Raw genomic sequence first — 25,400 nt, 5'->3', positions numbered from 1 at the left:
AATGGCTCATAAAAAAGCAGGTGGTTCGTCACGTAATGGTCGAGACTCAGCCGGTCGCCGGTTAGGTGTAAAAATATTTGGCGGTCAAAAGGTTGTCGCGGGCAATATCATTGTGAGACAACGCGGAACAAAAATGTTTCCTGGAGAAGGTGTTGGCATGGGTAAAGATCATACTATTTTTGCAACTGCCGAGGGTAAAGTTCAATTCAAAAAAGGCTTGAAGGGTAGGACCTTTATATCAGTTTTACCGGTCGCTGAAGCAGCTGAATAGTAGTCCAACTAACGAGTGCATTTTGGGATCGGTTAGCCCCGATCCCTTTTTATTTAAATTTGCGCGAACAATATTATGATTAACTTATCGTTTATACCTTTTGCGTTTTCGCAGGTTGCTACTCCTGGCCCAGCAAATATGGCTATGATGGCGACTGGTGCGCGCTTTGGCTTCAAGGCGGCGCTTCCTTTTGTGGTTGGGGTAATTTTAGGTAAGCAACTAATTATATGGCCAATTGGATACGGTATTATGGAGTTTGCTGCTCACGTACCACTTCTTTTTACGATTTTAAAATTTTTGTCTGCGACGTATATTATTTGGTTGGCGTGGCGCGTTGCCAATATGCGTTTGACATATAATGAGGCTTCAGCAGAAGTACCTGGCTTTTGGGCTGGGGTCTTGGTTCACCCACTTAATCCTAAGGCATGGGCAATGATCCTCGCTGGTTTTACAAATTTTATAGATAGCGATACGCCCACCTTCTTTGCCACACTGTACATCGCGTTTTGTCTATTAATTATTCAGATCATTTGTCATCCAATATGGACGTTATTTGGAGATCGCATCGCGACGCTTATTGCTGGAAAAAAATACGAACGTTTCTTTATGTGGTTTTTAGCCTTGGTAACTGTTATTTTTGTTTTGATGGCTCTAATTGCTTGAAATGTAAAACTTAGCCACAAATGGCTACACGAATTTACAAATAAATCTCTTTGCCAAGTTTATCTGATCGAGATCTTGAGCATTTAAGGCAAAGTCGCTACTGCTCGTGTCAATTACTAAAAGAGTTTTTAGGGAATGAAATTTCTAGATTTAGCAAAAGTATTTATTAGATCAGGGTCGGGAGGCGCTGGAGCGATAAGTTTCAGGCGTGAGAAATTTATTGAATACGGTGGCCCGGATGGGGGCGATGGCGGACGCGGTGGTTCGGTCTGGGCGCAGGCAGCCGACGGTCTAAACACCTTGATCGATTTTCGATACCAGCAGCATTTCTTTGCAGAAAATGGTAAGTCTGGAATGGGTAAGCAACGCTCTGGAGCAAGTGGTGGAGATAAAATATTAGTCGTTCCCGTTGGAACTGAGATACTTGATGAAGATAAGGAAACAATAATAGCAGATCTTACTGAAATCGGTCAGCGCGTACTTTTGGCGAAGGGTGGAAATGGTGGCTTCGGTAATTTGCATTTTAAAACTTCAGTAAACCAGGCTCCACGTAGATCTAACCCTGGTCAAGAAGGGGTTGAGCGGATACTCTGGCTTCGTCTAAAATTGATCGCTGACGTTGGTCTTCTTGGGATGCCCAACGCAGGTAAGTCTACTTTTTTAGCTGCAACATCTAATGCAAGACCTAAAATTGCAGATTATCCATTCACCACGCTAACGCCTAATTTAGGTGTGGTTGGGGTAGATCAAACAGAATTTGTGGTGGCAGATGTGCCTGGTTTGATTGAGGGAGCTAACGCCGGTCGTGGCTTGGGCGATTTATTTTTAGGACATATTGAAAGGTGTTCTGTTCTTTTGCACTTAGTTGATTGTACTTCGAACGATCCCATCAAAGATTATCATACGATTGTTAAGGAGATTGAAGCTTACGGTACTAAGTTAACTTCAAAGCCGCGTCTTACGGTTCTGAATAAAATTGATGCTCTTGACGAGCAGGCAAGGCTTCTTCTTGAGCAGGAATTTACCGAAAGATTAAATTCCGATATTTTAGTAATGTCAGCAGTAAGTGGTGAGAACGTTGAAAACGTATTGCGAGAGCTTAAAAAATTCGTAATTAAAGATAACGGCGAGAATTCAATCCAGAGCGAGACTGAAAGGGATGACTCACCATGGAATATTTAAATGGTGCGGCGAGGGTGGTCGTAAAAATCGGGTCTTCTCTGTTAGTGGATGATAAAACAGGCTCCCTAAGATCTGATTGGCTACAATCACTGTCTGAAGATATTAGTGATATGCAATCTAAAGGTCTAGAAGTGGTAATAGTATCTTCTGGTTCTATTGCTCTTGGTCGAAAAGTGCTAAGCTGGTCGGAGAAATCACTTTCGCTGGAACAATCACAAGCTTCTGCTGCGGTTGGTCAAATTCAGCTTGCGCAAGCCTATCAGGAGGCACTTGCGCAATATGGTATTAGGACGGCTCAAATACTTGTCACACTTGAAGATAGCAAAGATAGGCGGCGTTATTTAAATTCTCAGGCCACTGTAGAAACGCTTTTAGAAATGGGTGTTGTCCCAATCGTAAATGAAAACGATACTGTGGCTACAGATGAAATAAAGTATGGTGACAACGATCGTTTGGCGGCTCAGGTCTCAGTAACTATTGGAGCTGATCTGCTTATACTCCTGTCAGATGTAGATGGATTTTACTCAAGTAATCCAATGACTGACGCAAATGCAAATCATTACACTAAAATAGAAAAAATAACTCCTGAAATTGAGGCAATGGCAGAGGATACAAAGTCGAAGGTCTCAAAAGGAGGTATGAAAACTAAGTTGTTAGCTGCAAAAATTGCCACAGCGGCTGGCTGCGATATGATTATTGCAAAGGGAACAGGTTCTAATCCTATTTCTTCAATGGGCAATATAAATAAAAAAACACTATTTAAAGCGCAGATTAAGGATCCTCAAACGGCTCGAAAAAAATGGATATCAACAATGAAGCCCGTTGGTGAATTAGTAATTGATGAAGGTGCGGTCAATGCGCTTTTTTCTGGTAAAAGCCTTTTACCGGCTGGAGTTTTAATTGTGCGAAAGGACTTTGAAAGAGGTGATGCAGTATCAATTTTGAATACGAAGGGTGAAGTTTTGGGGCTTGGGTTATGTGCGTATTCTAGTGATGAGGCGAGTTCTATAATGGGTCATCAGACTAGTGAAATAGAAGAAATTCTTGGATATGCTGGTCGAGGCGTTATTGTGCATCGCGATAATATTGCTTTTTAATCGGAGAAGTTTCTATGGCTAGTATTGATAAGCAAATGCAACTTTTAGGCTCGCAGGCTAGGGCAGCTGCGGAAACTCTTGCTTTTTCGACGTTTGAACAGCGGTCCTTGGCCGTTTCAGAGGCTGCGAAGTCTATCTCAAATCAAATCGACTTAATTTTATCAGCAAATGAAATTGACATGTCGAATGCGCGCGGCCAAGGATTGGACGATGCAATGTTAGATCGTCTATATTTAGACAGAATGCGCGTTGAGTCCATCGCAAGCAGTCTTCAAGCTATCTCTGAGTTACCAGATCCACTTGGCAGGGTTTTAAGCCAATGGGAGCGGCCATCTGGTCTCAAAATCAGGCGTGTAACGACTCCCCTTGGAGTTATTGGGGTAATTTATGAAAGTAGGCCGAATGTAACCGCAGATGCTGGTGCTTTGTGTTTAATGGCGGGCAACGCAACGATCCTTAGAGGGGGATCTGAGAGCTCTTATTCTTCAAAAGCAATTTTTGACTGTCTACTCTATGGTTTGCAACTGGCAAACTTACCTGTCTCATCGATTCAAATGGTGCCTACTCAAGATCGTGAAGCCGTAAAATATTTGCTACGCATGACGGAATTTGTCGATGTTATAGTGCCTCGTGGTGGAAAAGGTCTTGTTGGTTTAGTTCAAGAAGAGGCTCGGGTTCCTGTTTTTGCCCATTTGGAGGGAGTCGTTCATATCTATGTTGATAAGATGGCAGATGCAAAAAAGGCCTTAGATGTTGTTTTGAATGCAAAAACAAGAAGGTACGGTATCTGTGGTGCTGCTGAATGCCTGTTACTTCATCAAGATATATCTCACGAATTGGGTGTTGAAATAATAAACTCACTTAGTCAGCAAGACGTTGAATTGAGAGTTAGCCCAGAGTTTTCTAAAATAAATGGTATAAAGTTAGCGACGGACGATGATTGGGGGAGAGAATATCTTGCCCCTATCATGGCCGTCAAACAGGTAAATGATATAAGTGAAGCAATTCAACATATTACCATGTATTCTTCAAGTCATACGGATTGTATAATTACTGAGGATATTTCTGCAAAGGATCTTTTCTTTTCGAAAATAGATAGTGCAATAGTTATGTGCAACGCGTCTACTCAGTTCGCTGATGGTGGAGAGTTTGGTTTGGGAGCCGAAATTGGGATTGCAACTGGCAAAATGCATGCAAGAGGACCGGTGGGTGTAAACCAGTTAACTTCTTTTAAATACTTAGTTGAAGGTAATGGTGCCGTCCGTGATTAAAAATAGTGTCAATTCTTTTTATGAGTTTTATTTTGGCTCTATATTTAAATCGTGATTTGTTGATCTGAAATCTAAAAAATGTTTGGAAGCAAGATATGGTGAAAGAGAATATTGATTTAAATCCTTTTCTAGAGCCTGGAGCCATTGTTTTCAATCCAAACGCACCCGAGTGGGGAAACGGTCAAGTGCAATCAAAAATAGGCAATAAAGTTACAGTGAATTTTGAAGATATGGGAAAGTTAGTTATCGATGGATCCTTAATTGCGTTGGAAATGGTAAATTGACTGCTAATACTGTGTGCTTATAAATAGTTCTCAGCGCCCTTTCTATAAGTTGAAAGATGTATAATTTTTGATGTGGGACAAATATAGTTTTGAAAACTTCACGGTACGGCTCGCTCGCAATTTGAATGAAATTAAAGCAGCTCAACGACTAAGGTACGATGTTTTTATTGAAGAGATGGGAGCAACTTCTGACCTAGTTGATCACAATGCTCGTTTAGAAATCGACAAGTTTGACGAGTATTGCGATCATCTACTTTTATTTGACCGCAATAAACGGGAAATAAATATGGGAGTTGTGGGTGTTTATCGCTTGTTACCAGACCATAAGCTTCCAATATGTGCGGAGTACTATTCACAGGAAGAGTACGATCTAAAAAAGTTAAAGAATTCGGGCAGAAAAATTATGGAATTGGGACGATCTTGTGTTCATAAGTCCTATCGTGGAGGAACAGCTCTGACGCATCTGTGGACTGGGCTGACAGAGTATGTGTACCAAAATGGTATTGAAATTTTGTTTGGCGTTGCAAGTTTTCATGGAACTAATCCGTCAAAAATTGCGCCTTCGTTAAGTTTACTTCATAGTAAATATCTTGCTCCGCCGGATCTGATGGTAACGGCAAAATCACCAAACAAGCAAAGGATGGATTTAGTTGATATGCATAAAGTCGACCGTGTCGTTGCTATGAAGCAAATTCCATCATTAATAAAAGCGTATCTTCGGATCGGTGGCTTTGTTGGGAAAGACGCTTATATAGATCACGCATTCAATACAATAGATGTATGTATGGTTCTTGATATTGAGAGGGCGAATTTGAAAAAGCTGTCCGCATATAGAAAAGAAACTTATTTTCGATGAGTACTTCGTGGCGAGGCAGAAAAGAACCAACAGCTGGAGAGCTTCTACTGGTAAACTGGGTACTCGTTCTTTTGCGTGGTATTCCAGTTGCCATCGTTGTTTTCGGCGGGCTAATCCTTCACACAGTTTTGCGTATTTTCGAATATCCATTTCTGGGCTCTCGGCGGCCGCTCACACAATATGTTACGCAGGTCGTATGCAAGACATCGTTATTTCTTCTGGGTATTTCAATAACTGTTGAAGGTTTCCCCATGAAAGAGAGAGGAGCGGTAGTTGCTAATCACTCATCTTGGCTCGATATATTTGCTTTAAACGCCACGCAGAAAATTTATTTTGTAGCGAAATCTGAGGTTGCGAATTGGCCAGGAATTGGCTGGTTGGCCAGAGCTACTGGCACAGTATTTATCCAAAGAAAAGCACTTCAAGCTCATAAGCAAAAAAATATCTTCACTGAAAGGTTGCTAGCCGGTCATAAACTATTGTTTTTTCCTGAGGGTACCTCAACGGACAGTTTACGTGTACTGTCATTCAAAAGCAGTCTATTTGCGGCTTTTTTTGAAACTAATGTGCCTCGAAACTTATTTATTCAACCAGTTACCGTGATTTATCATGCACCTATGGGCTCAAATCCATGGTTTTACGGTTGGTGGGGAGAAATGAGTTTTGGTGCTCATTTAGTACACACACTCGCAAGTGCCAAGCAAGGATGGATAGAGCTAATATTCCATAAGCCTCGAGCGATTGCCGATCAGCAAAACCGAAAGCAACTGGCAAAACTACTAGAATCAGACGTCAGGAGTGGTCATGTACACCACGGTAAGTTTGATTAAATCAGGTTTCATTTAAAATTTTTTCTAGAGCTTTGGATGGGTTCTCTGTATTCCAAATTTCCTCTCTAAACGCAAAAAAATCCGCGTCATTCTGTATTTGTCTAACCAGCTGCGAGGTCAGGCCAGTTTCTGCAATTACAGGAAATTCTATCATTTCACTCCACCATGCGAACAAGTCAGGGTCGGCATGTTTCCCATCTCCCAAATCTCCAGACATAGGGCCAAAACTAACATAATCCGCGCTAGCTTCTGTAGCATTAATTCCATGATGTTTAGATTGAAAACAGTAAGCTCCAACTATGAGATCTTTACCAAGAACTTTTCTGGCAGTTCGAACCGATTTAGAGCCATCCTTTAAATGCACTCCATCAAGCCCGAATTTTTCAACTAACATAAAATGGCTATCTATAATAATTGGTATGTCCCGCTTATGACAAATCTCTCGTAAAGTGTCTGCTGATTTACCAATAAGCAGTTCATTTCTCGATGACTGCTCCAAGCGAATGCACGCCACCTCATGATTATCCAGAATTCGTTTCAATGTTTCTGAAAAGATCCTTAGTTCAAATTCAGAGGGTGTAATCAAATATATTTTTGGTTTATTATGGTTTATTTTTTTACTAATTGGCATTCGTCTTAAAATTCAAAATTTGCGGGAATATAAAGGTTTTAATCTTTCCACTTCTATCCTAAGTCTTTTGATAAGAACAGGATTTAAAATATGCATGCAAGTAACAAACAACCAGCAATAATTTTGGTAAAGCCGCAAATGGGTGAAAATATTGGTTCAGCAGCGAGGGCAATGTTAAATTTTGGATTGGAAAATATGAGAATTGTTGCTGCAAGGGATGGCTGGCCTAGTCAAAGTGCCGTAGCGACGGCCTCTGGAGCGGGCAGAATACTAGACCAGGCAAGACATTTTTCGGTGTTCAATGATGCGGTAAGCGATTGTCATTATGTATTTGCAACAACTGCAAGGAATCGTGATATCACCAAACCCGTTTATGGCCCAAAGGAAGCGATGCTAATAGCTTCAGAAAAAATTTCAGAGGGAGAAAACGTTGGTATTATTTTCGGCCCTGAAAGAGCTGGATTAGAAAATAAGGAGGTAGTCCGATCAAACGCATTGATTACCGTACCGGTCAACCCCAACTTTTCATCTATAAACCTAGCGCAAAGTGTATTGCTTTTATCTTATGAATGGTTCTTAGCTCAGCACAGTCAGGCAGAGAATTTTTCTTATGAGAAAAAAACTGAAATGGCTTCAATGATGGAGATTGAAAAACTCTCCCAGCAGTATGAAACTGAATTAGACAAAATTGGTTTTTTCTTTCCTGAAGAAAAAGCTATCTCAATGAAGAGTAGTCTAAGAAATATTTGGTCAAGGTTGCCGTTGACCGTGTCTGATGTACGAGCATTTCACGGGATTTTGCGTCACTTGTTAAAGTCACGCAATTTGTAATAAAGAAGTAGAGTATTATCATTAAGATCAACTTTAATAGCGGTGCAGATTTTGGGAAAAAAGATGGGATCCAAGCGTAATATATTTGAAGAAGTTTCTGGGTCTGAAACAAAAGTTGCTAATTCAGAGATTAAAACTGGAATAATCGAGCAGTCTGAACATATTTCAGATCGAAGACATGTGAGATCTTGGTTGATTTGTTTATTCATTCTATTAGTTTTTATGATCTTAGTTGGAGGCTTGACCCGCTTAACTGATAGTGGGCTTTCAATTACGGAATGGAAGCCAATCTTAGGGGCGCTCCCTCCCATTTCTGAACAAGCATGGGATACTGAGTTTGAGAAATACAAGCTTATTCCTGAGTATAGATTGCAGAATTCTGGAATGTCTTTGAGTGAATTTAAAGTAATATATTGGTGGGAGTGGGGGCATCGTCAGCTTGGAAGAATTATTGGGTTAGTTTGGCTTGCCGGGTTTTCTTGGTTTTTACTGTCAAAAAAGATCCCAAACGGTTGGACAATACGTTTATTATTGCTGGGTATATTAGGTGGTTTTCAAGGCGCAGTAGGATGGTGGATGGTATCTTCCGGTCTCTCGGAAAATATGCTTGATGTAGCAAGCTATCGCCTCGCCACCCATTTGGGTCTAGCTTTTATCATATTAGGTTTTACTCTTTGGTACATTTTCATGATGAGCTTATCTGAAGCCGAAATACTTGCGCGTCAAAGAATAAGAGACCAGTCAATTTTTGGTAAAAGTACAGGATTGATGCATTTTGTATTCTTGCAGATTTTAATTGGCGCTTTGGTGGCTGGGATTGATGCTGGAAGAAACTATGTCGATTGGCCTTTAATGGCTGGTGGATTTTTGCCGCCGGATCTATTTGCATTGGAACCCGTCTGGAGAAACTTTTTTGAAGATGACGGATTAGTTCAGTTCATGCATAGGATGTCCGGATACATTTTATTTTTATTTGGAATATTCGTTTGGTATAATGCACGAAAATCTGGGAATTTCAAAATACGACAAGCTTTTAATGTTGTTATTTTATTTATGTTCCTGCAAATGTTGATTGGGATTATCACGGTAATGTATTCGGCGCCGTGGCATATTGCCATTTTTCATCAATTCGGTGCAATTGTTCTGTGGTATGTTGTCATGAGAGCTCGTTTTTTAGCAGCTTATCCACCTCAACAATCAATAAATTAGACGGTAAAATTAGATTTGAATAAAACTTCTAGTGCCCTTGATAAATTATTTGAGTTTCACAAAATTACTATAGCTTTAAATAAAGTTATTGAGAGAAATAGCTGGGATCAGGAGGCTATTATGCCCTCTGGTGCATTGGTGGATAGAGCAGAAGAACAAGCATGTCTAATGGTTATTGCACATAAGCGACAGACATCTAATGAATTTTCAGATTTACTAAACTCCATCAAGATAGAAAATTTATCAAAAAATGAATCGAGACAAATTTCTTTAATGAAAAAAGAGTTAAAACGTGCTCTTAGCGTCCCAAATGACTTGATTGGAGCCTTGGCAAAGCACACTACTCTGGCTCATTCTGTATGGGTTGATGCTCGTAAAAATAACGATTTTCAAAGGTTTTTGCCACAATTTTCCAAAGTATTGGAACTCCGAAAAGAAGAAGCTGATGCAATCAGGCAGGATACTGAGTTATCAAGATATGATGCTTTGTTGCAAGACTATGAACCAGATATAAAATCTGATTATATTGATACTATTTTTGATACACTGAGACCGGCGCTAGTCGAATTGAGGGCTCAAGTGCTTGATCGACCACCTGTCCAAGAAATAAATGGCCATTTTCCTGTAGATAAGCAGAGGGCATTATGTAACGAAGTTGCTGCTACTTTTGGATATGATTTCTCGAGAGGGCGCATAGATACTGCTGTTCATCCTTTTTGTTCAGGCAGTGGTAATGATGTAAGGATTACCACACGCTTTGATGTAAATGATCCTTTGGGTAGTATATATTCTACCATTCATGAAGTTGGACATGCCTTGTATGAGCAAAACATTGAAAAAGAATATAACTTTTCCAGTATTGGTCGAGGTGTGTCGATGGGCGTTCATGAAAGCCAGAGCCGAATTATGGAAAACCAGCTAGGTCGATCCGAAGCGTTCTCTGAATGGCTATTTAAAAAGTTTTTGGATTATTTTGGTGATATTGGCATTGAGGACAATGCTTCTTTTTATAAATCTATCAACTCTGTTAAAAACGGTTTTATAAGAACTGAATCAGATGAATTACAATATAATCTCCACATCTTATTGAGGTATAGGATTGAAAAATGGTTAATTGATGGTCACCTGAATGCTGATGATCTTGAATATGTCTGGAACGAGGAGTTTGAAAAGGATTTTGGATTATCCATAAAATACCCCAGTGATGGTGTTTTGCAGGACGTACATTGGTCTGAGGGGCTTTTCGGTTATTTCCCCACCTACTCGTTAGGCAATGTTTATGCTGGATGTTTGTTTGAAGCTATGCAAAATCAGCTGCCTTTATTAAACAAAAATTTAAAAATTGGTAATTTATCGGAAGCTACCGAATGGCTTTCAAGCTCAGTGCATCAGCATGGTTCGTTGTACTCGCCAATTGAGTTAATCAGAGATGCTAGTGGATTTGAAATAACTGCGAAACCGCTAATCTCCTATATCGAGAAAAAATACAGTTCAATTTACTGTTTAGGATAACTTGTCCGAACTAGTAAATCTTTTTTGTTTGCTTTCTTAGGTAGGGTCTTATGCTTCTAGTTCGTTTTCGTCAGCATCTTCTCCCTTTTCGGCAATCCAAGCGACCGACACCACTTGTTCCTCTTCGCCAGTATTGAATACTTTTACCCCCCCGGCAGAACGAGAGCGAAACGAAATCCCTTCTACTGGCACACGGATTGATTGTCCATTTGATGTAGCGAGCATAATTTGGTCCTCTATTTCTACTGGAAAACTGGCGACCAAAAGACCACCTCGCATTTTTTTATCTATCGCCGATACACCCATACCCCCTCTACCTCTAACTGGGTAATCATGGCTTGATGAAAGTTTACCCGACCCACTTGCGGTTATAGTAAGTATTAAATTTTCAGCAGCTGACATCTCTGCATATCTTTCCGGTGTTATTGTTGCGTTGGCATTAATTTCCTCGTCTTCTTCTTCTGGTGAGCCCACTGCATCATCTGACATTCCTGCCACTGCTCTCCTCATTTTTAGATATGCAGATCGTTCGTCTGGTGAGGCCTCAAAATGCCGAATTATTGACATTGAAACTACTTTGTCATCTCCCAGAAGTTTAATCCCCCTTACGCCTGTAGACTTTCTTCCCTTAAATACTCTGACAGCCGTAGTTGAAAATCTAATAGCCCGGCCACTATCTGTAACCAACATCACATCATCATCTTCATTTGCAATCCTAGCATTAACCAATGTTATATCTTCTGGAAGATCCATTGCGATCTTTCCATTTGATCTAACATTTGTAAAATCTGACAGTGCATTTCTTCTAACATCGCCTGAAGACGTGGAAAAAATTATTTGAAGCTTTTCCCATTCTTCCTCTGGTGCATCTACGGGCATTACTGCTGCTATAGAAACGCCTGTTTGAATTGGTAAAATGTTAACAATTGCTTTTCCTTTGGCAGTGCGGGCACCGAGTGGTAACCTCCAAGTCTTAAGCTTGTAAGCCATTCCATCAGTGGAGAAAAATAATAACTGCGTATGCGTATTCGCTACAAACAAAGTAGTCACAACATCTTCATCTTTTGTTTGCATGCCAGCTAGACCTTTGCCACCGCGTCTTTGAGCTCTAAAATCTGCCAAGGGCGTTCTTTTTATATAGCCGCCAGATGTAATAGTAACGACCATGTCTTCTCGCTCAATAAGGTCTTCATCCTCCATATCGCCAGCCCAATCGATTATTTCAGTTCTGCGATTTGTGGAAAACTGATCTTTTACTTCATTGAGCTCAGATGATATTATCGCCATTATTTTTGATCTTGATGCGAGTATTTCTAAGTATTCCTTTATTTTCGAAGATAACGCCTCCAATTCATCTGTAACTTCCTTCACGCCGATCTGCGTGAGACGTTGCAGGCGAAGCTCTAAAATAGCTCTGACTTGAGCTTCTGATAAATTATAGGTTCCATCATCATTTATTTTGTGTGTTGGATCATCAATCAAGGCAATATATTCTTGAATTTCGTTAGCTGGCCAACTTCGTTGCATTAACTTTTCGCGCGCTTCTGATGCGTCGGATGACGCTCTTATAGTTGCAACTATTTCGTCAACATTAGAAACCGTAACTGCCAGCCCACAAAGAATATGGCTTCGCTCTCGGGCCTTCCTCAATTCAAATGCAGTCCTTCGAGCAACTACCTCCTCACGAAATGCGATAAAATTCGTTAGAAATGTTCGTAGCGTGAGTTGTTCTGGGCGGCCGCCATTGAGAGCTAGCATATTGCAACCAAAGGATGTTTGCAGGGGCGTAAATCTAAATAACTGATTTAATACTACATCGGGCGTAGCATCACGCTTTAGTTCAATAACGACACGCACACCATTTCGATCGCTTTCATCTTGTACATGGGAAACCCCTTCAATCTTCTTTTCCCTAACCTGTTCAGCTATTTTTTCAATCATTGACGCTTTATTGACTTGGTACGGGATCTCATCCACAATTATTGCATAACGGTCCTTTTTAATTTCCTCTATTTTAGTTTTTGCCCGTATTAAGACACTGCCACGACCTTCAGTGTAAGCTTTCCGTGCGCCAGTTCTGCCAAGAATTATGCCTCCTGTTGGAAAATCGGGGGCAGGTACAAACTCTACAAGGTTTTCACTAGTTAAGTCTGGATTTTCAATCAAAGCCAATGTAGCGTTGATCACTTCACCAAGATTGTGTGGTGGAATATTGGTAGCCATCCCAACCGCGATTCCCCCAGCTCCATTAACCAACATATTTGGATATCGGGCTGGTAAAACCGTTGGCTCTCTATCTTTTCCGTCATAATTATCTTGAAAATCAACAGTATCTTTTTCAATGTCTGCGAGTAGAAAACTTGCGGGTTTATCCATGCGAACTTCTGTGTATCGCATTGCGGCAGGATTATCTCCGTCCATTGATCCAAAATTACCTTGTCCGTCTAGTAGCGGAAGAGACATAGAAAAAGGTTGGGCCATCCGGACAAGTGCGTCATAAATCGCACTATCTCCATGAGGGTGGAACTTACCCATAACGTCACCAACGGGACGGGCAGACTTTCGATAACCTTTGTCGTGTGTGTTACCACTATCGTGCATTGCGTATAAAATGCGTCTATGTACCGGTTTTAAGCCGTCTCGCAGGTCAGGTATCGCACGACTAACGATAACACTCATCGCATAATCCAAATACGACGTTTTCAGTTCCTTCGTTATCGAAACGCTAGGACCGTGATAGATGCTGATAGGCTTTTCATCATCGCTTGAGCTATCTGTATTTCGAGTCTCGTCGGTCAAGTTTTTTTCACTTTTTTATAGGTAAAGGCCATCAGTAAATTTAGCATGCGAGTTACAAATTCATCTTCTTTAATATCGATTTTGATCAATGTTAAACTCTACTTTTTTTGCTGTTATCGAAAAGCTATAAAATTAGTCACGGTATTATTTTTGTATACTTTGTGCCTTCAATGGTTGCTCCAATTTTGAAGCCGGCCTCACCAAAAACCAAGCCGATGATTGGTGAGTTTGCTTCTGTTGTATTGGCTCTGAAACTTTCTCCTGATCGTCTGTATGCGTACTCAATGTCACCTCCAGCTGACCATCCACTAGAATTTCTAAATTCGTTCAATGCGCTTTCTGTCATGAAAAATAGAACATGAGCGTATTGACTTGCTCCAATTTGCAACCCGTAGCTTGCATTTGCTGCAGAATAATAATCAACCGTCGCTTCGTTAATTAACAGCGCACCTCGTCCATACCCGACACCGAAACCAAAGCCTCCCTCGGTAATCAATGGCATTATAAGCATTCCTGCTGCTTGATTTTTTAACTCTAAAGTTTCTGGGAATTCCGCCTGCATTTGCTGAATTGTTTGCAAAACACGTGCGTCTATTTTATCAGCACCATCTTGTCGGTCACGTGATCCACTAAATGGTCGTAGAGAACAAGCGCTGATTGTTGCTGACAACAATCCCAGTATTAGTGCGTTTCTACGTGTTATATTTTTCATTTATTTACTGCTCCAAATGTACCCATGAAACATATTATAGCAGTACTTAGATCTCGACGCTAGATGTAGCGTTAATTATTAAGCTCTTTGGCAGCTATTGGGGCAAAATAAGTCAAAATACCATCACATCCTGCTCTTTTGAAGCAGTATAGGCTTTCCATAATAACCTTATTCCCGTTGAGCCAACCATTCTTTATTGCCGCTTGAAGCATCGAATACTCTCCTGAAACTTGGTAAGCAAATGTTGGAGCTCCAAACATATCCTTTGCTCGCCTACAAATGTCCAAGTAAGGCATTCCTGGTTTAATCATAATCATGTCTGCGCCTTCATCAAGATCTCTCGCTATTGTTCGGAGTGCTTCTTCTCCGTTGGCTGGATCCATTTGATAGGTGCTTTTATCTCCCTTAAGTGCCCCGGAAGCTCCAACTGCATCTCTGAATGGGCCATAAAAACCACTTGCATATTTGGCAGCATAAGAAAGTAAAATTACATCATGAAATCCTTCAGTTTCTAAAGCAGTACGTATCGCTGAAATTCTCCCATCCATCATGTCTGACGGGCCGATTATATCTGCGCCTGCTTTTGCTTGAGATAGTGCCTGTTTTACTAACGCTTCAACGGTTTTATCGTTAACGATACGACCATTTTCTACAAACCCATCATGGCCGTCTATACTATATGGATCCAAAGCGACATCAGTCATTACAGCTATATTTGGTACCGCCTTCTTTATTGCCCTCGTGGCCTTATTGGATAGGTTTTCTGGATTCCAAGCTTCAGCACAGTCTTTGGTTTTGAGCTTTGGATCTGTGTATGGAAATATACATATAGCAGGAATACCCAAATCTGCTGCAAGTTTAGCTTTTTCGACTAAAAGGTCTACACTATATCTGAAAACGCCCGGCATAGACTCGACGGGGACCTCAAGGTTTTTACCCTCGCAAACAAATATTGGCCAAATCAAATCCTCAACACTAAGTTTATTTTCTCGCGATAAGCCTCTAATTTCAGGAGATTTTCTTAAACGTCTATGTCGAGTTTTAGGATACGGTGCTTGTCGAAGATTCATTCATAGGTCCTCTCTTAAACTTAGTTCCTGAAAAGTGTCACGCTTTGGGACTCGTAACAAGCTTGATTAAATATCTTAACAGTTAACTTGTCTTTTGGGTAACATACACTTTATTTTATGAATACTATAAACGGATATAAACGGTGCCATTTGAATATCTCTTTTTAACATCAGTCAGTTCCATTTGGTTTTGGTTATTTTTAGCTATGATCTGGTACTTTTCAATTAGCAATGTGTTTGGTGTACCTTATAGAGCGTGGTTTATCGCATCAAATAATGAAGACGAACTAGCAGATCTTTGCCGCTTTACACGATTTATTGCTGCTCATTTCACTAAAAAGTATCGAATTCTGAACCATTGGTGTTACATCTTGCTTATTGCTTTTTTAATCACTTTTCTCACACTAACCGGATTTCTTTATAAGAATGAATTCTTACAATTATCACTGTTTTTATTTGTTCCAATTATAGCCTTAATCCACTTTAGGCTAAATTTAGCAAAAAAGTTTATTGCACAACAATTAACGCCCTCAGAATTACATGTTCAAATTTTTTTATACAGGCGGAACACAAAAATTTTAGGATTTTTATCCTTAATTACTATTTTTTGCTGGTTTATGTTTACAATTATCAAGCATCAAACTATTTGAAATTACACTATTTTAAGATCCGCTATTGCACCTCGACAATGCAAGATAACAATAATGTATACCAAACTATAAGTGGCCAAACCTCCTGATGTCTACTGAAATACTGGTGAGCGGCACCCCAGAAGGGTACGATGCCAAAATAATTTTGAATGAAATAAAGCATCAAGGAAACTCAGTGATTCATATCGCTAGAGATGACAAACGCATGCGCGCTATGGGCGATGCGCTTAAATTTTTTAAACCTGACCTTTCGGTTTTCGAGTTTCCCAGTTGGGATTGTTTACCCTATGATCGGGTTTCTCCAAATTTAGAGATATCATCGGCCAGAATGGGAATACTTTCTAAATTTGCAGATAATATAGCCAAAGAGTATGTTGTTTTAACCACTTTGAACGCTGTTTTACAGAAAGTGCCGTGTAGTTCCGTAGTTAAAAGTTATGGTTTCAAAGCAGTGGTGGGGCGAAATATTAATGAAAGTAATTTAAGAGAATTTCTCGTGAGGATGGGTTTCACCAAATCCTCGACAGTTAGGGAGGCTGGTGAATATGCAATTCGTGGAGGAATTATTGATATATTTCCTCCAAGATATTCGAACCCAGTCCGCTTAGATCTTTTTGGAACTATTTTGGATGGTGCTCGTCTTTTCGATCCAGAAACTCAACTGACAATTAAAAAACTGCATGAAATTGAATTAGCACCCGTTTCAGAAGTTATTCTTGATGAATTTTCTATTAGAAATTTTAGGCAATCTTACAGAGCTGAATTCGGATCATCTCTGAGTAATGACCCTTTGTACGAGTCTGTTAGTGCGGGTCGGAAGTATCAAGGTCTAGAACATTGGCTACCTTTATTCTATGAAAAACTTGATACTTTCTTTTCTTATTTTCCCTCAGCAACAGTAACGATGTACAAGAATCTCGAAGCGGATCTCTCTTCACGTTGCAAGTTAGTGGCTGATCAATATGAGGCCAGAAATTTTGCAAATGACAATAAGCCCACAAAAGACTACGCATACAAGCCATTAAAACCCACAGCATTGTATCTCGACGAGGCTGATTGGGTCAATTTGATTAAAACGCATCGAACCTTGATTTTTGATCCTCTTACACAACCTTTGGGGCCGAACATTATAGACTCGGGCGGGCGGGCTGGAAGGAATTTTGCGCCTGAGAGGCAATCTAATAATCTTAATCTCTTTAGCAGTTTGGCTGATCATTTGAAAACTAGATTGCAGTATGGGCCAGTACTAATTGCATCCTATTCGGAAGGATCGCTGGAGCGGCTATCAGGACTTTTAACAGATGAGGGGCTTGATCGGCCAGTAGCCGTGTCAAACTGGAGTATGGTTGCGAGCTCAGTCGTACACATGAGCGTTTGGCCACTAGATCAAGGTTTTCAAACTCCTGAATTTACAGTGATATCAGAGCAGGACATTTTAGGTGAGAGGTTAATAAGGAGGCCAAAAAAGAGAAGACCAGAAAATTTTCTTACGGACGCTCAAAGTCTCTCTATTGGTGGGCTTGTTGTTCATATTGATCACGGCGTTGGCCGCTACATGGGTTTAGAAGTGTTAGATATCGGTGGGGCTGCACATGAATGTTTGCTGATCGAATATGCTGAGAATTCTAGACTTTATTTGCCAGTCGAAAACATAGAACTTTTAACATCCTATGGCCACGATGAGGGCCTTTTGGATCGATTAGGAAGCGGTGCCTGGCAAGCTAAAAAATCCAAATTGAAGGACCGAATAAAAGACATAGCCGAAAAACTTATTCGTGTAGCAGCCGAAAGATCGCTGCGTCGTGGTCAAATATGTGAACCTGTTAGTGGAATGTGGGAGGCTTTTGCTGCAAGATTTCCATATGAAGAAACAGATGACCAATTGGTGGCGGTAAAAGAAGTAATTAGTGATCTTGGATCTGGCAAGCCAATGGATCGGTTGATTTGTGGCGATGTAGGGTTTGGTAAAACTGAGATAGCGATGCGGGCAGCTTTTGTCGCTGCTATGTCTGGTTTCCAGGTTGCATTGATCGCACCGACTACACTGCTTGCCCGACAGCACAAAAGGAGTTTTGAAGAGAGGTTCAGGGGATTCCCTGTTGAAGTTCGCGGATTGAGTAGGTTTGAAAGTTTAAAAGAGAATGAGCGAACTAGAAAGGAACTCACGGAGGGCCATGCTGATATAGTAATAGGGACACATGCCGTTCTGGCAAACTCTGTAAAATTCAAAAATCTTGGATTGCTGATAATTGATGAAGAGCAGCATTTTGGTGTGCGACATAAAGAGCGATTAAAGCAATTAAAATCTGACATCCATGTTCTAACACTGACGGCTACTCCTATACCCAGGACTTTACAGTTATCACTTTCGGGAGTTCGAGATCTTTCAATTATTGGGACACCACCAGTCGATCGACTCGCAATCAGAACTTATGTAAGTGAATTCGATGCCATAGTTGTAAGGGAGGCTTTACTAAGAGAACACTACAGAGGCGGCCAGTCTTTTTTTGTTGCTCCGCGCATATCTGATTTACAAGAAATAGAAAATTTTCTGACGGAGCAAGTTCCAGAAATAAGATTTACTAAGGTTCACGGCCAGATGTCTTCATCAGAGTTAGATGAGCGCATGAATAAATTTTATGATGGAAAGTTTGATGTTCTCGTCGCCACTTCAATAGTGGAATCTGGGTTAGATATTCCTAGAGCTAATACTTTAATTGTAGGTAATGCTGATATGTTTGGGCTGGCTCAATTATACCAGATCCGGGGTAGGATAGGTCGTTCTAAAACCAGAGCATTTGCATTTTTAACCACAAAGCCCAGAAAGAAACTTACAAATGAAGCAGAAAAAAGATTGAAGGTAATAGCGTCTTTAAGCACATTGGGAGCTGGTTTTACTCTAGCTAGTCAAGACTTAGATATTAGAGGAGCAGGCAACTTGCTGGGTGACGAACAATCGGGTCAAATACGTGAAGTTGGCTATGAACTGTACCAGTCTATGTTGGAAGATGCTCTTAGTAAAATGAGATCTGGGGAACTCGAGGGTTTGTCGGATTTTGACGATAATTGGGCACCGCAAATAAATTTAGGGGTGCCGGTTTTAATTCCTGAAAAATATGTTTCAGATCTTGATACAAGACTTGGCTTGTATCGTAGATTATCAGGTTTGACTTCAAAAGTTGAACTTGAAGGATTTGCTGCAGAACTTATTGATCGATTTGGGGAGTTGCCTAGAGAGGTGAATACATTGCTTCTGGTTGTTAGAATAAAAGCGATGTGTAAAAGGGCTCAAATTTCTAAATTTGATGGCGGTCCGAAGGGAGCAACTATTCAATTTTACAATAACAAATTTAAATCACCTTCAGGTTTGGTTACATTTATAGATAACGAAAATGGTTATGCAAAAATTCGTGATAACAAACTGGTGGTTATTCGAAGTTGGGCAAAAGATCGTGATCGAATTAGAGGCTCCTTCAATTTAGCGAAAGATCTAGCCAAATTGGCTCAGGCTAAAAATTAAGCACTAAGCCTGTCAATTTTTTAGATAAATCAACGTGTAGTCTCAGTTAAACGTCTTTTAACGTACGAGGTTACTGTGTCTAGCATTTCGTCCATATAAGGATCTTCAAAAAAATGGCCTGCTCCCTCCATTTCATTATGCGTTACTGTAATACCGCGCTGTTCTCTTAATTTTTCGACTAGCTCAACAGTTGCTGAAGGTGGGGCAATTCTGTCAGCTGCGCCGTTTATAATCATCCCTGAGGATGGGCAGGGAGCTAGAAAAGAAAAATCGTACATGTTTGCGGGCGGAGACACTGATATAAAACCGGTGATTTCAGGTCTACGCATTAATAATTGCATCCCTATCCATGCACCGAAACTAAATCCCGCAACCCAGCAATGTTTCGAATTGTTATTCATTGACTGCAAGTAGTCGAGGGCAGAGGCTGCGTCCGATAACTCTCCCACGCCTTGGTCATATTCTCCCTGGGAACGGCCAACACCTCGGAAGTTAAATCTTAAGACCGTAAAACCCATATTGTAAAATGTATAGTGCAAGTTATAGACAACCTTATTGTTCATCGTACCCCCAAACTGTGGGTGAGGGTGCAGTACAATAGCGATTGGGGCATCTCTATCCTTTTGTGGGTGGTAACGTCCCTCGAGACGCCCTTCAGGTCCGGGAAAAATTACCTCAGGCATACACTAATACTCCAAATAAGCTTTCTATTACGTTGACAGTGTTCGGCATAAACTTTAGAATTATTCTAAACTAGACTGATGCGCTGCCATACAGTGCACTTAAGCATTGTTTGAGTTAACGTCAATGAATTTAGAAAGGCCGGTTGATGAAGCTAAGCACCAAAGGACGTTACGCGATGGTAGCATTATGCGATATTGCTCTCCACGGTGGCTCTGACTTAGTAACTCTGTCAGATCTTTCTAAGAGGCAGAAAATTTCTTTGGCCTATCTTGAGCAATTATTCGTAAAACTTAGACGGGCAGAGTTAGTTATTGCTTCTCGCGGTCCCGGCGGCGGTTACAAATTGGGTAAAACTGTTCATGAAATTAGAGTTTCAGATGTGCTAGAGGCGGTTGATGAGTCGTTGAACGCTTTGCATACCGGAGCAGGGGCTAAGGGCGCTGTTTCTGGCAGTAAAGCCCAGTCTTTGTCCAATAGGTTATGGGAAGGTTTAAGTGCACATGTTTATGTATTTTTACATCAAACGAGACTTTCAGATGTAATTGAAAATGAATTGGCTCCTTGCCCAGCTGTCCCAGACCTGATCTCTATCGTAGAACCAGCAGATTGATTTATGGATCTAAAGTGTATGCTTTATTTGATGTGAACCAATGCAAAGAGTATATTTAGATCATAATTCTACTACCGATTTGAGACCAGAAGCGAGCAGGGCAATGCTGGATGCGATGAATGTTTTAGGTAATCCTTCATCTGTTCACTTTGAGGGCCGCATGGCGAAATCTTTGTTAGAAAATGCTCGAGATAGTCTTGCTGGCTCACTTGGCTGTAAGCCCCAATCTATTGTCTTTACATCTGGGTCGACAGAGGCTGCCTCGTTGGCCCTAAACGCTCATAAAATAATGTGTTCTGAGATTGAACATGATGCCGTTAAGAGTTTGTGTGAAACAACTTTGACTACTTTTCCTTCGGGCCAAGTCTTAATTAATGATCCTTCAACGTCTGCTGTTCAATTGGCTAATTCGGAGACCGGCATTATTCAAGATTTGCCCAGAGATATATTTTTAAGTGATGTGACGCAGGCAATTGGAAAAATACCGTTTTCATTTGAATGGCTAGGAGCAAAAAGAGCAATCGTTTCTGCACATAAATTTGGAGGTCCAAAAGGGGTTGGTGCTCTTTTATTGGAGGATAATATACCTTTCTCACCGCTAATAGTTGGTGGCGGTCAAGAAATGGGTAGAAGATCCGGGACAGAAAATATTGTCGGCGCGGTAGGTATGGCGGCCGCTGCTGCGGCAGCGTTGGTTGATTTAGAGAAAGGTGTTTGGAGCCGTGTTGAAGAACTTAGAAACATTCTAGAAAATTCGATTGAAGAATCTTTTAACGAAACTATTTTTGTAGGGAAAGGGATAAAGCGATTACCGAATACTAGCTTAATAATTAACGCCGGATGGCGAGGTGAAACTCAGGTAATGCAGTTAGATTTGGCTGGATACGCGGTATCTGCCGGATCTGCTTGTTCCAGTGGAAAAGTTAAGGGATCGGCTGTCTTGCAATGCATGGGTTATGATGATGAACAATCAAAAAGCGCTTTAAGGGTTAGTTTAGGTGTGGGTACAACTATAGAAGACATCAATGGCTTTGTAGGTGCATACTGCAAAGAAGGTAAGAAATTTATGAGCCGAAGAAGTGCTTAATTAGGAGATGGTTATGGAAGCAGGGGATACATTACAGGTTAAAGACGGCGTCGATCAGGAAACGATAGATGCTGTAAAGGAGGTCAGTACTTACAAGTATGGCTGGGATACTGACATCGAAATGGAGTATGCTCCAAAAGGCGTAAATGAAGACATTGTAAAGCTGATATCTGAGAAAAATTTAGAACCTGAATGGATGACAAACTGGCGATTAGAAGCTTTAGAACGATGGAAAAAAATGACAGAGCCCAAATGGGCTATGGTAGATTATCCGGAAATTGATTTTCAGGATCAATACTACTACGCAAGACCTAAGTCTATGGTTGAAAAACCAAAGTCTCTCGATGAAGTTGATCCTAAGCTTTTGGCAACGTACGAGAAGCTGGGGATTCCGTTAAAAGAGCAGATGATACTTGCGGGAGTCGAGGGTCAAGCAGATAAACCTGATGGTGAGAGAAAAGTTGCGGTTGATGCTGTTTTTGACAGCGTTTCAGTGGGGACAACTTTCAAGTCTGAATTAAAGAAAGCTGGAGTAATATTTTGTTCCATTTCTGAGGCTATTAAGGAGCATCCAGAGTTAGTTAAAAAATATTTAGGTTCAGTAGTTCCAGTTTCTGATAATTTTTACGCAACATTGAACAGTGCTGTCTTCTCTGACGGTTCATTTGTTTACATTCCTCCGGGAGTTAAATGTCCCATGGAACTATCAACATATTTTCGTATCAATGCCGAAAATACCGGGCAATTTGAACGAACTTTAATAATTGCAGATAAAGGGTCATATGTCTCTTACCTAGAAGGGTGTACAGCGCCGAAAAGAGATACGGCTCAGCTACACGCCGCAGTTGTTGAAATAGTAGTGGAAGAAGACGCTGAAGTTAAGTATTCAACCGTTCAAAATTGGTTTCCAGGCGACGAAAATGGAAATGGTGGCATTTACAACTTTGTTACAAAGAGGGCTGATTGTCGGGGTGACAGAGCAAAGGTGATGTGGACGCAGGTCGAAACTGGGTCGGCTGTCACTTGGAAGTACCCTAGCTGCATATTAAGGGGTGATGAAAGCCAGGGTGAATTCTACTCGATTGCTATCGCAAACAATCATCAGCAGGCCGACACTGGTACCAAGATGCTGCATCTTGGCAAAAATACTAAGTCTCGCATCGTATCGAAGGGTATCTCGGCCGGTGTGGCTCAAAATACCTATAGAGGTCAGGTCAATATGCATCCTAGGGCAAAAAATAGTAGGAATTATACCCAATGTGATAGTCTTCTAATAGGTGACAAGTGTGGTGCTCACACCGTTCCATACATTGAGGTTAAAAATAATTCTTCTCGAGTAGAACATGAAGCCACGACTTCGAAAGTCGATGACGATCAGCTTTTCTATTGCAGGCAAAGAGGCATGGGTGAGGAAGAAGCCGTAGCCTTAGTGGTTAATGGCTTTTGCAAAGATGTTTTGCAGGCGTTGCCGATGGAATTTGCGATGGAAGCTCAGCAACTTGTTGCAATATCACTCGAGGGATCAGTTGGGTAGTTGCGATTATGGTTACAATGTCATAAGTAAACGACGAATTGTGTCACTAATGGTGGAAAAAAATGTTAAAAATTAATAATTTACACGTTTCTTTGGAAGATGAAGATAAGGAAATTTTGAAGGGAGTGGATTTGACTGTGGACGCGGGAAAGGTTCACGCCATCATGGGGCCAAATGGGTCTGGAAAGTCTACGCTTTCTTATGTGCTTTCTGGTAAAGAGGGCTATAATGTGACGGATGGCTCGGTTGAGTTAAATGGTGATGATATAATGGAGTTGGAACCCGAAGAAAGGGCGGCTCTTGGTCTTTTTTTGGCATTCCAGTATCCTATTGAAATTCCGGGCGTGGGCAATATGACGTTTCTGCGAACAGCTTTAAATGCGCAACGGAAAGCCCGCGGTGAAGACGAAATCGGCGCGACAGATTTTTTGCGTATGGTTAGAGAAAAAGCTGCTGCGTTAAAAATTGATTCTGATATGTTAAAACGGCCTGTGAATGTTGGATTTTCGGGTGGTGAAAAAAAACGCAATGAGATTCTACAAATGGCTATGCTCGAGCCTAAAATTTGTATCCTTGATGAAACAGACTCAGGGCTTGATGTGGACGCAATGAAACTAGTGGCTAACGGAGTCAACGCTCTTCGTGATGAAGGAAGAGGATTTTTGGTAATAACACACTACCAACGCTTATTAGATCATATTAAACCTGACGTAGTGCACATTATGGCAGATGGTAAGATTATTAAAAGTGGTGGTCCAGAGCTAGCCCTTGAAGTTGAGAACAATGGTTATTCAGACTTATTGGACGAGGCTTCTTGATGGAAATGTCAAAGCATAATACCGATGCAGAACTTGAAGTTAAAAAATCAACTGTTTTAAATTCTGGTTGGAGTGCCAAGGCGCGCAGTGATGCTTTTGACCGAATAGCAAAGTCAGGTTTGCCGACTGCTCGTGATGAATACTGGAAGTACACAAACCCAAAAACCTTAACGAATAAAATAGTTGAGAAAGCATCACTTGTAACGGAGCATGAGAGTGATATTTTTAAAAGCGTACGCCCGCTTAAAATTGTTTTTGTTGACGGTAAGTTTTCTCCTGAAAAATCGGATAAATTAATGCTTTCGGGTCTCTCAATAGAGCGGTTAGATACGATAAAAAAATTAGATTTGCATTGGGCTAAAGAGTTGTACGGAAGGTATGAAAAGTTAGGTCAACTGTCTGTTTCTCGTCCTTTGGCCGCCTATAATACTGCTTATGCAAATGAAGGCCTTATTATCCATGTAACGGATCGGGTTGAACGCCCAATAAACATTATTTACGAACATGAAAACGAATATTCAGATGTAATTCTCCACCATGTCATCAAAATTGATAGCAATGCTGAGTTGACATTGCTTGAAAGTGGAGCAGCTGCTGCACGTTTAAACCAGGTATTAGAAGTTGAAGTTAACGAAGATGCAAAGTTCAACCATATTCGAGTTTTAGGTCGGGATCATGAGCGCAGAGCTGCTACTCACATCTTTGGTGAACTAAGTAGATGTTCCATATTTAAGTCTTTCACTCTTACAGTAAATGGTATTTTAACTAGAAATGAGTGTTTCCTTAATATTGCCGGCGATGATGCAATGGCACATATTTCTGGTGCTTGCGTAGGTGACGGTGATTTCCATCACGATGATACTGTATTTGTAACTCATGATGCGGTCGGCTCAGAGAGTAGGCAGGTTTTCAAGAAAGTTTTGAGGAATGGTGCTACAGGGGTATTTCAAGGGAAGATTCTTGTAAAACCAGATGCTCAGAAAACAGATGGGTATCAAATTAGTCAGTCGTTACTTTTGGATGACGACAGTCAGTTCTTAGCCAAGCCAGAACTTGAAATATACGCAGATGATGTTGCCTGCTCACACGGTTCTACTTCTGGTGCAATTGACGAAGACGCCTTATTTTATCTTACGTCTAGAGGTATTTCGAAACCGGTTGCGATAGATATGCTAACAATGGCCTTCTTAGCAGAGGCAGTCGACGAAATTGATAACGATAATTTAAAAGATGTTATACTTGAGCTTTTAAGTGGTTGGTTAGAACGGCGTCGATAATA

At 40.8% G+C, this 25,400-nt stretch carries 22 protein-coding genes; 17 read left to right on the top strand and 5 right to left on the bottom strand.

What is annotated here, in order from left to right:
• The first annotated feature begins 1 nt into the window (after position 1).
• The 8 genes from rpmA (at position 2) to ACTF5Q_RS00765 (ending at position 6,454) form a co-directional block, all read left to right on the top strand.
• Positions 2-271, top strand: a complete 270-nt coding sequence (rpmA, locus tag ACTF5Q_RS00800; RefSeq protein WP_020044877.1) for a 50S ribosomal protein L27 — start codon at positions 2-4, stop codon at positions 269-271.
• A 75-nt stretch (positions 272-346) separates the two neighbouring features.
• Positions 347-934: a LysE family translocator gene (locus ACTF5Q_RS00795; RefSeq protein WP_438952830.1), complete on the top strand. Its 588-nt coding sequence runs from the start codon at positions 347-349 to the stop codon at positions 932-934.
• A 135-nt stretch (positions 935-1,069) separates the two neighbouring features.
• Complete coding sequence (gene obgE / locus ACTF5Q_RS00790) at positions 1,070-2,116, top strand: GTPase ObgE (RefSeq protein WP_438952829.1); 1,047 nt, start codon at positions 1,070-1,072, stop codon at positions 2,114-2,116.
• Complete coding sequence (proB, locus tag ACTF5Q_RS00785; RefSeq protein WP_438952828.1) at positions 2,104-3,213, top strand: glutamate 5-kinase; 1,110 nt, start codon at positions 2,104-2,106, stop codon at positions 3,211-3,213. The genes obgE and proB overlap by 13 nt, the downstream gene beginning before the upstream one ends.
• 14 nt (positions 3,214-3,227) lie before the next feature.
• Positions 3,228-4,484: a glutamate-5-semialdehyde dehydrogenase gene (locus ACTF5Q_RS00780; protein ID WP_438952827.1), complete on the top strand. Its 1,257-nt coding sequence runs from the start codon at positions 3,228-3,230 to the stop codon at positions 4,482-4,484.
• 95 nt (positions 4,485-4,579) lie between these two features.
• On the top strand, positions 4,580-4,768 hold the full coding sequence (locus tag ACTF5Q_RS00775; RefSeq protein WP_020044872.1) for a DUF3553 domain-containing protein: 189 nt from the start codon (positions 4,580-4,582) through the stop codon (positions 4,766-4,768).
• A 70-nt stretch (positions 4,769-4,838) separates the two neighbouring features.
• Positions 4,839-5,624: a GNAT family N-acetyltransferase gene (locus ACTF5Q_RS00770; RefSeq protein WP_438952826.1), complete on the top strand. Its 786-nt coding sequence runs from the start codon at positions 4,839-4,841 to the stop codon at positions 5,622-5,624.
• Complete coding sequence (locus tag ACTF5Q_RS00765) at positions 5,621-6,454, top strand: lysophospholipid acyltransferase family protein (protein WP_438952825.1); 834 nt, start codon at positions 5,621-5,623, stop codon at positions 6,452-6,454. The genes ACTF5Q_RS00770 and ACTF5Q_RS00765 overlap by 4 nt, the downstream gene beginning before the upstream one ends.
• Before the next feature lies 1 nt (position 6,455).
• Here the strand turns inward: ACTF5Q_RS00765 and ACTF5Q_RS00760 are convergent, their stop codons facing one another.
• Entirely contained in the window at positions 6,456-7,085 is a 630-nt protein-coding gene (locus tag ACTF5Q_RS00760; protein WP_438952824.1) for a thiamine phosphate synthase, read from the bottom strand.
• 90 nt (positions 7,086-7,175) lie between these two features.
• Here ACTF5Q_RS00760 and ACTF5Q_RS00755 point away from each other — a divergent pair, with 90 nt between their 5' ends.
• The 3 genes from ACTF5Q_RS00755 to ACTF5Q_RS00745 all read left to right on the top strand — a co-directional run bounded on the left by ACTF5Q_RS00755 (position 7,176) and on the right by ACTF5Q_RS00745 (position 10,637).
• Positions 7,176-7,916 (top strand): RNA methyltransferase, encoded by a 741-nt coding sequence (locus ACTF5Q_RS00755; protein ID WP_438952823.1) that lies wholly within the window; start codon positions 7,176-7,178, stop codon positions 7,914-7,916.
• 63 nt (positions 7,917-7,979) lie between these two features.
• Complete coding sequence (gene ctaA / locus ACTF5Q_RS00750; RefSeq protein WP_438952822.1) at positions 7,980-9,125, top strand: heme A synthase; 1,146 nt, start codon at positions 7,980-7,982, stop codon at positions 9,123-9,125.
• A 15-nt stretch (positions 9,126-9,140) separates the two neighbouring features.
• A complete protein-coding gene (locus tag ACTF5Q_RS00745; protein WP_438952821.1) occupies positions 9,141-10,637 on the top strand; it encodes a carboxypeptidase M32 in 1,497 nt (498 codons plus the stop codon).
• 48 nt (positions 10,638-10,685) lie between these two features.
• Here the strand turns inward: ACTF5Q_RS00745 and gyrA are convergent, their stop codons facing one another.
• The 3 genes from gyrA to hemB all read right to left on the bottom strand — a co-directional run bounded on the left by gyrA (position 10,686) and on the right by hemB (position 15,218).
• Positions 10,686-13,385, bottom strand: coding sequence for a DNA gyrase subunit A (gene gyrA / locus ACTF5Q_RS00740; RefSeq protein ID WP_438953075.1), 2,700 nt, complete (start codon positions 13,383-13,385; stop codon positions 10,686-10,688).
• 187 nt (positions 13,386-13,572) lie between these two features.
• A complete protein-coding gene (locus tag ACTF5Q_RS00735) occupies positions 13,573-14,148 on the bottom strand; it encodes a YSC84-related protein (protein WP_020044864.1) in 576 nt (191 codons plus the stop codon).
• 71 nt (positions 14,149-14,219) lie between these two features.
• Positions 14,220-15,218 (bottom strand): porphobilinogen synthase, encoded by a 999-nt coding sequence (gene hemB, locus ACTF5Q_RS00730; protein WP_020044863.1) that lies wholly within the window; start codon positions 15,216-15,218, stop codon positions 14,220-14,222.
• 738 nt (positions 15,219-15,956) lie between these two features.
• Between hemB and mfd the strand changes: the two genes are divergently transcribed.
• Entirely contained in the window at positions 15,957-19,388 is a 3,432-nt protein-coding gene (gene mfd, locus ACTF5Q_RS00725; RefSeq protein WP_438952820.1) for a transcription-repair coupling factor, read from the top strand.
• A 29-nt stretch (positions 19,389-19,417) separates the two neighbouring features.
• Here mfd and ACTF5Q_RS00720 read toward each other — a convergent pair whose 3' ends face one another.
• Complete coding sequence (locus ACTF5Q_RS00720) at positions 19,418-20,071, bottom strand: alpha/beta hydrolase (protein WP_153695752.1); 654 nt, start codon at positions 20,069-20,071, stop codon at positions 19,418-19,420.
• A gap of 146 nt (positions 20,072-20,217) precedes the next feature.
• Here ACTF5Q_RS00720 and ACTF5Q_RS00715 point away from each other — a divergent pair, with 146 nt between their 5' ends.
• The 5 genes from ACTF5Q_RS00715 to ACTF5Q_RS00695 all read left to right on the top strand — a co-directional run bounded on the left by ACTF5Q_RS00715 (position 20,218) and on the right by ACTF5Q_RS00695 (position 25,398).
• The gene (locus ACTF5Q_RS00715) at positions 20,218-20,682 is read left to right on the top strand and encodes an Rrf2 family transcriptional regulator (protein WP_438952819.1); all 465 of its coding nucleotides are present in this window, start codon (positions 20,218-20,220) and stop codon (positions 20,680-20,682) included.
• A gap of 40 nt (positions 20,683-20,722) precedes the next feature.
• Positions 20,723-21,769: a cysteine desulfurase family protein gene (locus ACTF5Q_RS00710; RefSeq protein WP_438952818.1), complete on the top strand. Its 1,047-nt coding sequence runs from the start codon at positions 20,723-20,725 to the stop codon at positions 21,767-21,769.
• Positions 21,770-21,782: 13 nt separating this feature from the next.
• Positions 21,783-23,303 carry a Fe-S cluster assembly protein SufB gene (sufB, locus tag ACTF5Q_RS00705; RefSeq protein ID WP_438952817.1) on the top strand — a complete coding sequence of 507 codons (1,521 nt, stop codon included), beginning with the start codon at positions 21,783-21,785 and terminating at the stop codon, positions 23,301-23,303.
• Between the two features lie 62 nt (positions 23,304-23,365).
• The gene (gene sufC / locus ACTF5Q_RS00700) at positions 23,366-24,121 is read left to right on the top strand and encodes a Fe-S cluster assembly ATPase SufC (RefSeq protein ID WP_438952816.1); all 756 of its coding nucleotides are present in this window, start codon (positions 23,366-23,368) and stop codon (positions 24,119-24,121) included.
• Entirely contained in the window at positions 24,118-25,398 is a 1,281-nt protein-coding gene (locus tag ACTF5Q_RS00695; RefSeq protein ID WP_438952815.1) for a SufB/SufD family protein, read from the top strand. The genes sufC and ACTF5Q_RS00695 overlap by 4 nt, the downstream gene beginning before the upstream one ends.
• Positions 25,399-25,400 lie beyond the last annotated feature (2 nt).

The sequence above is a fragment of the Candidatus Salinivivens marinus genome, from assembly GCF_965655845.1.
Taxonomy (GTDB): Bacteria; Pseudomonadota; Alphaproteobacteria; order Rhodobacterales; family Rhodobacteraceae; genus Salinivivens; species Salinivivens marinus.
This window is presented reverse-complemented; position numbering and strand designations above follow the sequence as displayed.

Bases quoted from the DNA above. Each gene is read 5' to 3' on its own strand.
- rpmA (WP_020044877.1), top strand. From the start codon at position 2: ATGGCTCATAAAAAAGCAGGTGGTTCGTCACGTAATGGTCGAGACTCA.
- ACTF5Q_RS00795 (WP_438952830.1), top strand. From the start codon at position 347: ATGATTAACTTATCGTTTATACCTTTTGCGTTTTCGCAGGTTGCTACT.
- obgE (WP_438952829.1), top strand. From the start codon at position 1,070: ATGAAATTTCTAGATTTAGCAAAAGTATTTATTAGATCAGGGTCGGGA.
- proB (WP_438952828.1), top strand. From the start codon at position 2,104: ATGGAATATTTAAATGGTGCGGCGAGGGTGGTCGTAAAAATCGGGTCT.
- ACTF5Q_RS00780 (WP_438952827.1), top strand. From the start codon at position 3,228: ATGGCTAGTATTGATAAGCAAATGCAACTTTTAGGCTCGCAGGCTAGG.
- ACTF5Q_RS00775 (WP_020044872.1), top strand. From the start codon at position 4,580: ATGGTGAAAGAGAATATTGATTTAAATCCTTTTCTAGAGCCTGGAGCC.
- ACTF5Q_RS00770 (WP_438952826.1), top strand. From the start codon at position 4,839: ATGTGGGACAAATATAGTTTTGAAAACTTCACGGTACGGCTCGCTCGC.
- ACTF5Q_RS00765 (WP_438952825.1), top strand. From the start codon at position 5,621: ATGAGTACTTCGTGGCGAGGCAGAAAAGAACCAACAGCTGGAGAGCTT.
- ACTF5Q_RS00760 (WP_438952824.1), bottom strand. From the start codon at position 7,085: ATGCCAATTAGTAAAAAAATAAACCATAATAAACCAAAAATATATTTG.
- ACTF5Q_RS00755 (WP_438952823.1), top strand. From the start codon at position 7,176: ATGCATGCAAGTAACAAACAACCAGCAATAATTTTGGTAAAGCCGCAA.
- ctaA (WP_438952822.1), top strand. From the start codon at position 7,980: ATGGGATCCAAGCGTAATATATTTGAAGAAGTTTCTGGGTCTGAAACA.
- ACTF5Q_RS00735 (WP_020044864.1), bottom strand. From the start codon at position 14,148: ATGAAAAATATAACACGTAGAAACGCACTAATACTGGGATTGTTGTCA.
- hemB (WP_020044863.1), bottom strand. From the start codon at position 15,218: ATGAATCTTCGACAAGCACCGTATCCTAAAACTCGACATAGACGTTTA.
- mfd (WP_438952820.1), top strand. From the start codon at position 15,957: ATGTCTACTGAAATACTGGTGAGCGGCACCCCAGAAGGGTACGATGCC.
- ACTF5Q_RS00720 (WP_153695752.1), bottom strand. From the start codon at position 20,071: ATGCCTGAGGTAATTTTTCCCGGACCTGAAGGGCGTCTCGAGGGACGT.
- ACTF5Q_RS00715 (WP_438952819.1), top strand. From the start codon at position 20,218: ATGAAGCTAAGCACCAAAGGACGTTACGCGATGGTAGCATTATGCGAT.
- ACTF5Q_RS00710 (WP_438952818.1), top strand. From the start codon at position 20,723: ATGCAAAGAGTATATTTAGATCATAATTCTACTACCGATTTGAGACCA.
- sufB (WP_438952817.1), top strand. From the start codon at position 21,783: ATGGAAGCAGGGGATACATTACAGGTTAAAGACGGCGTCGATCAGGAA.
- sufC (WP_438952816.1), top strand. From the start codon at position 23,366: ATGTTAAAAATTAATAATTTACACGTTTCTTTGGAAGATGAAGATAAG.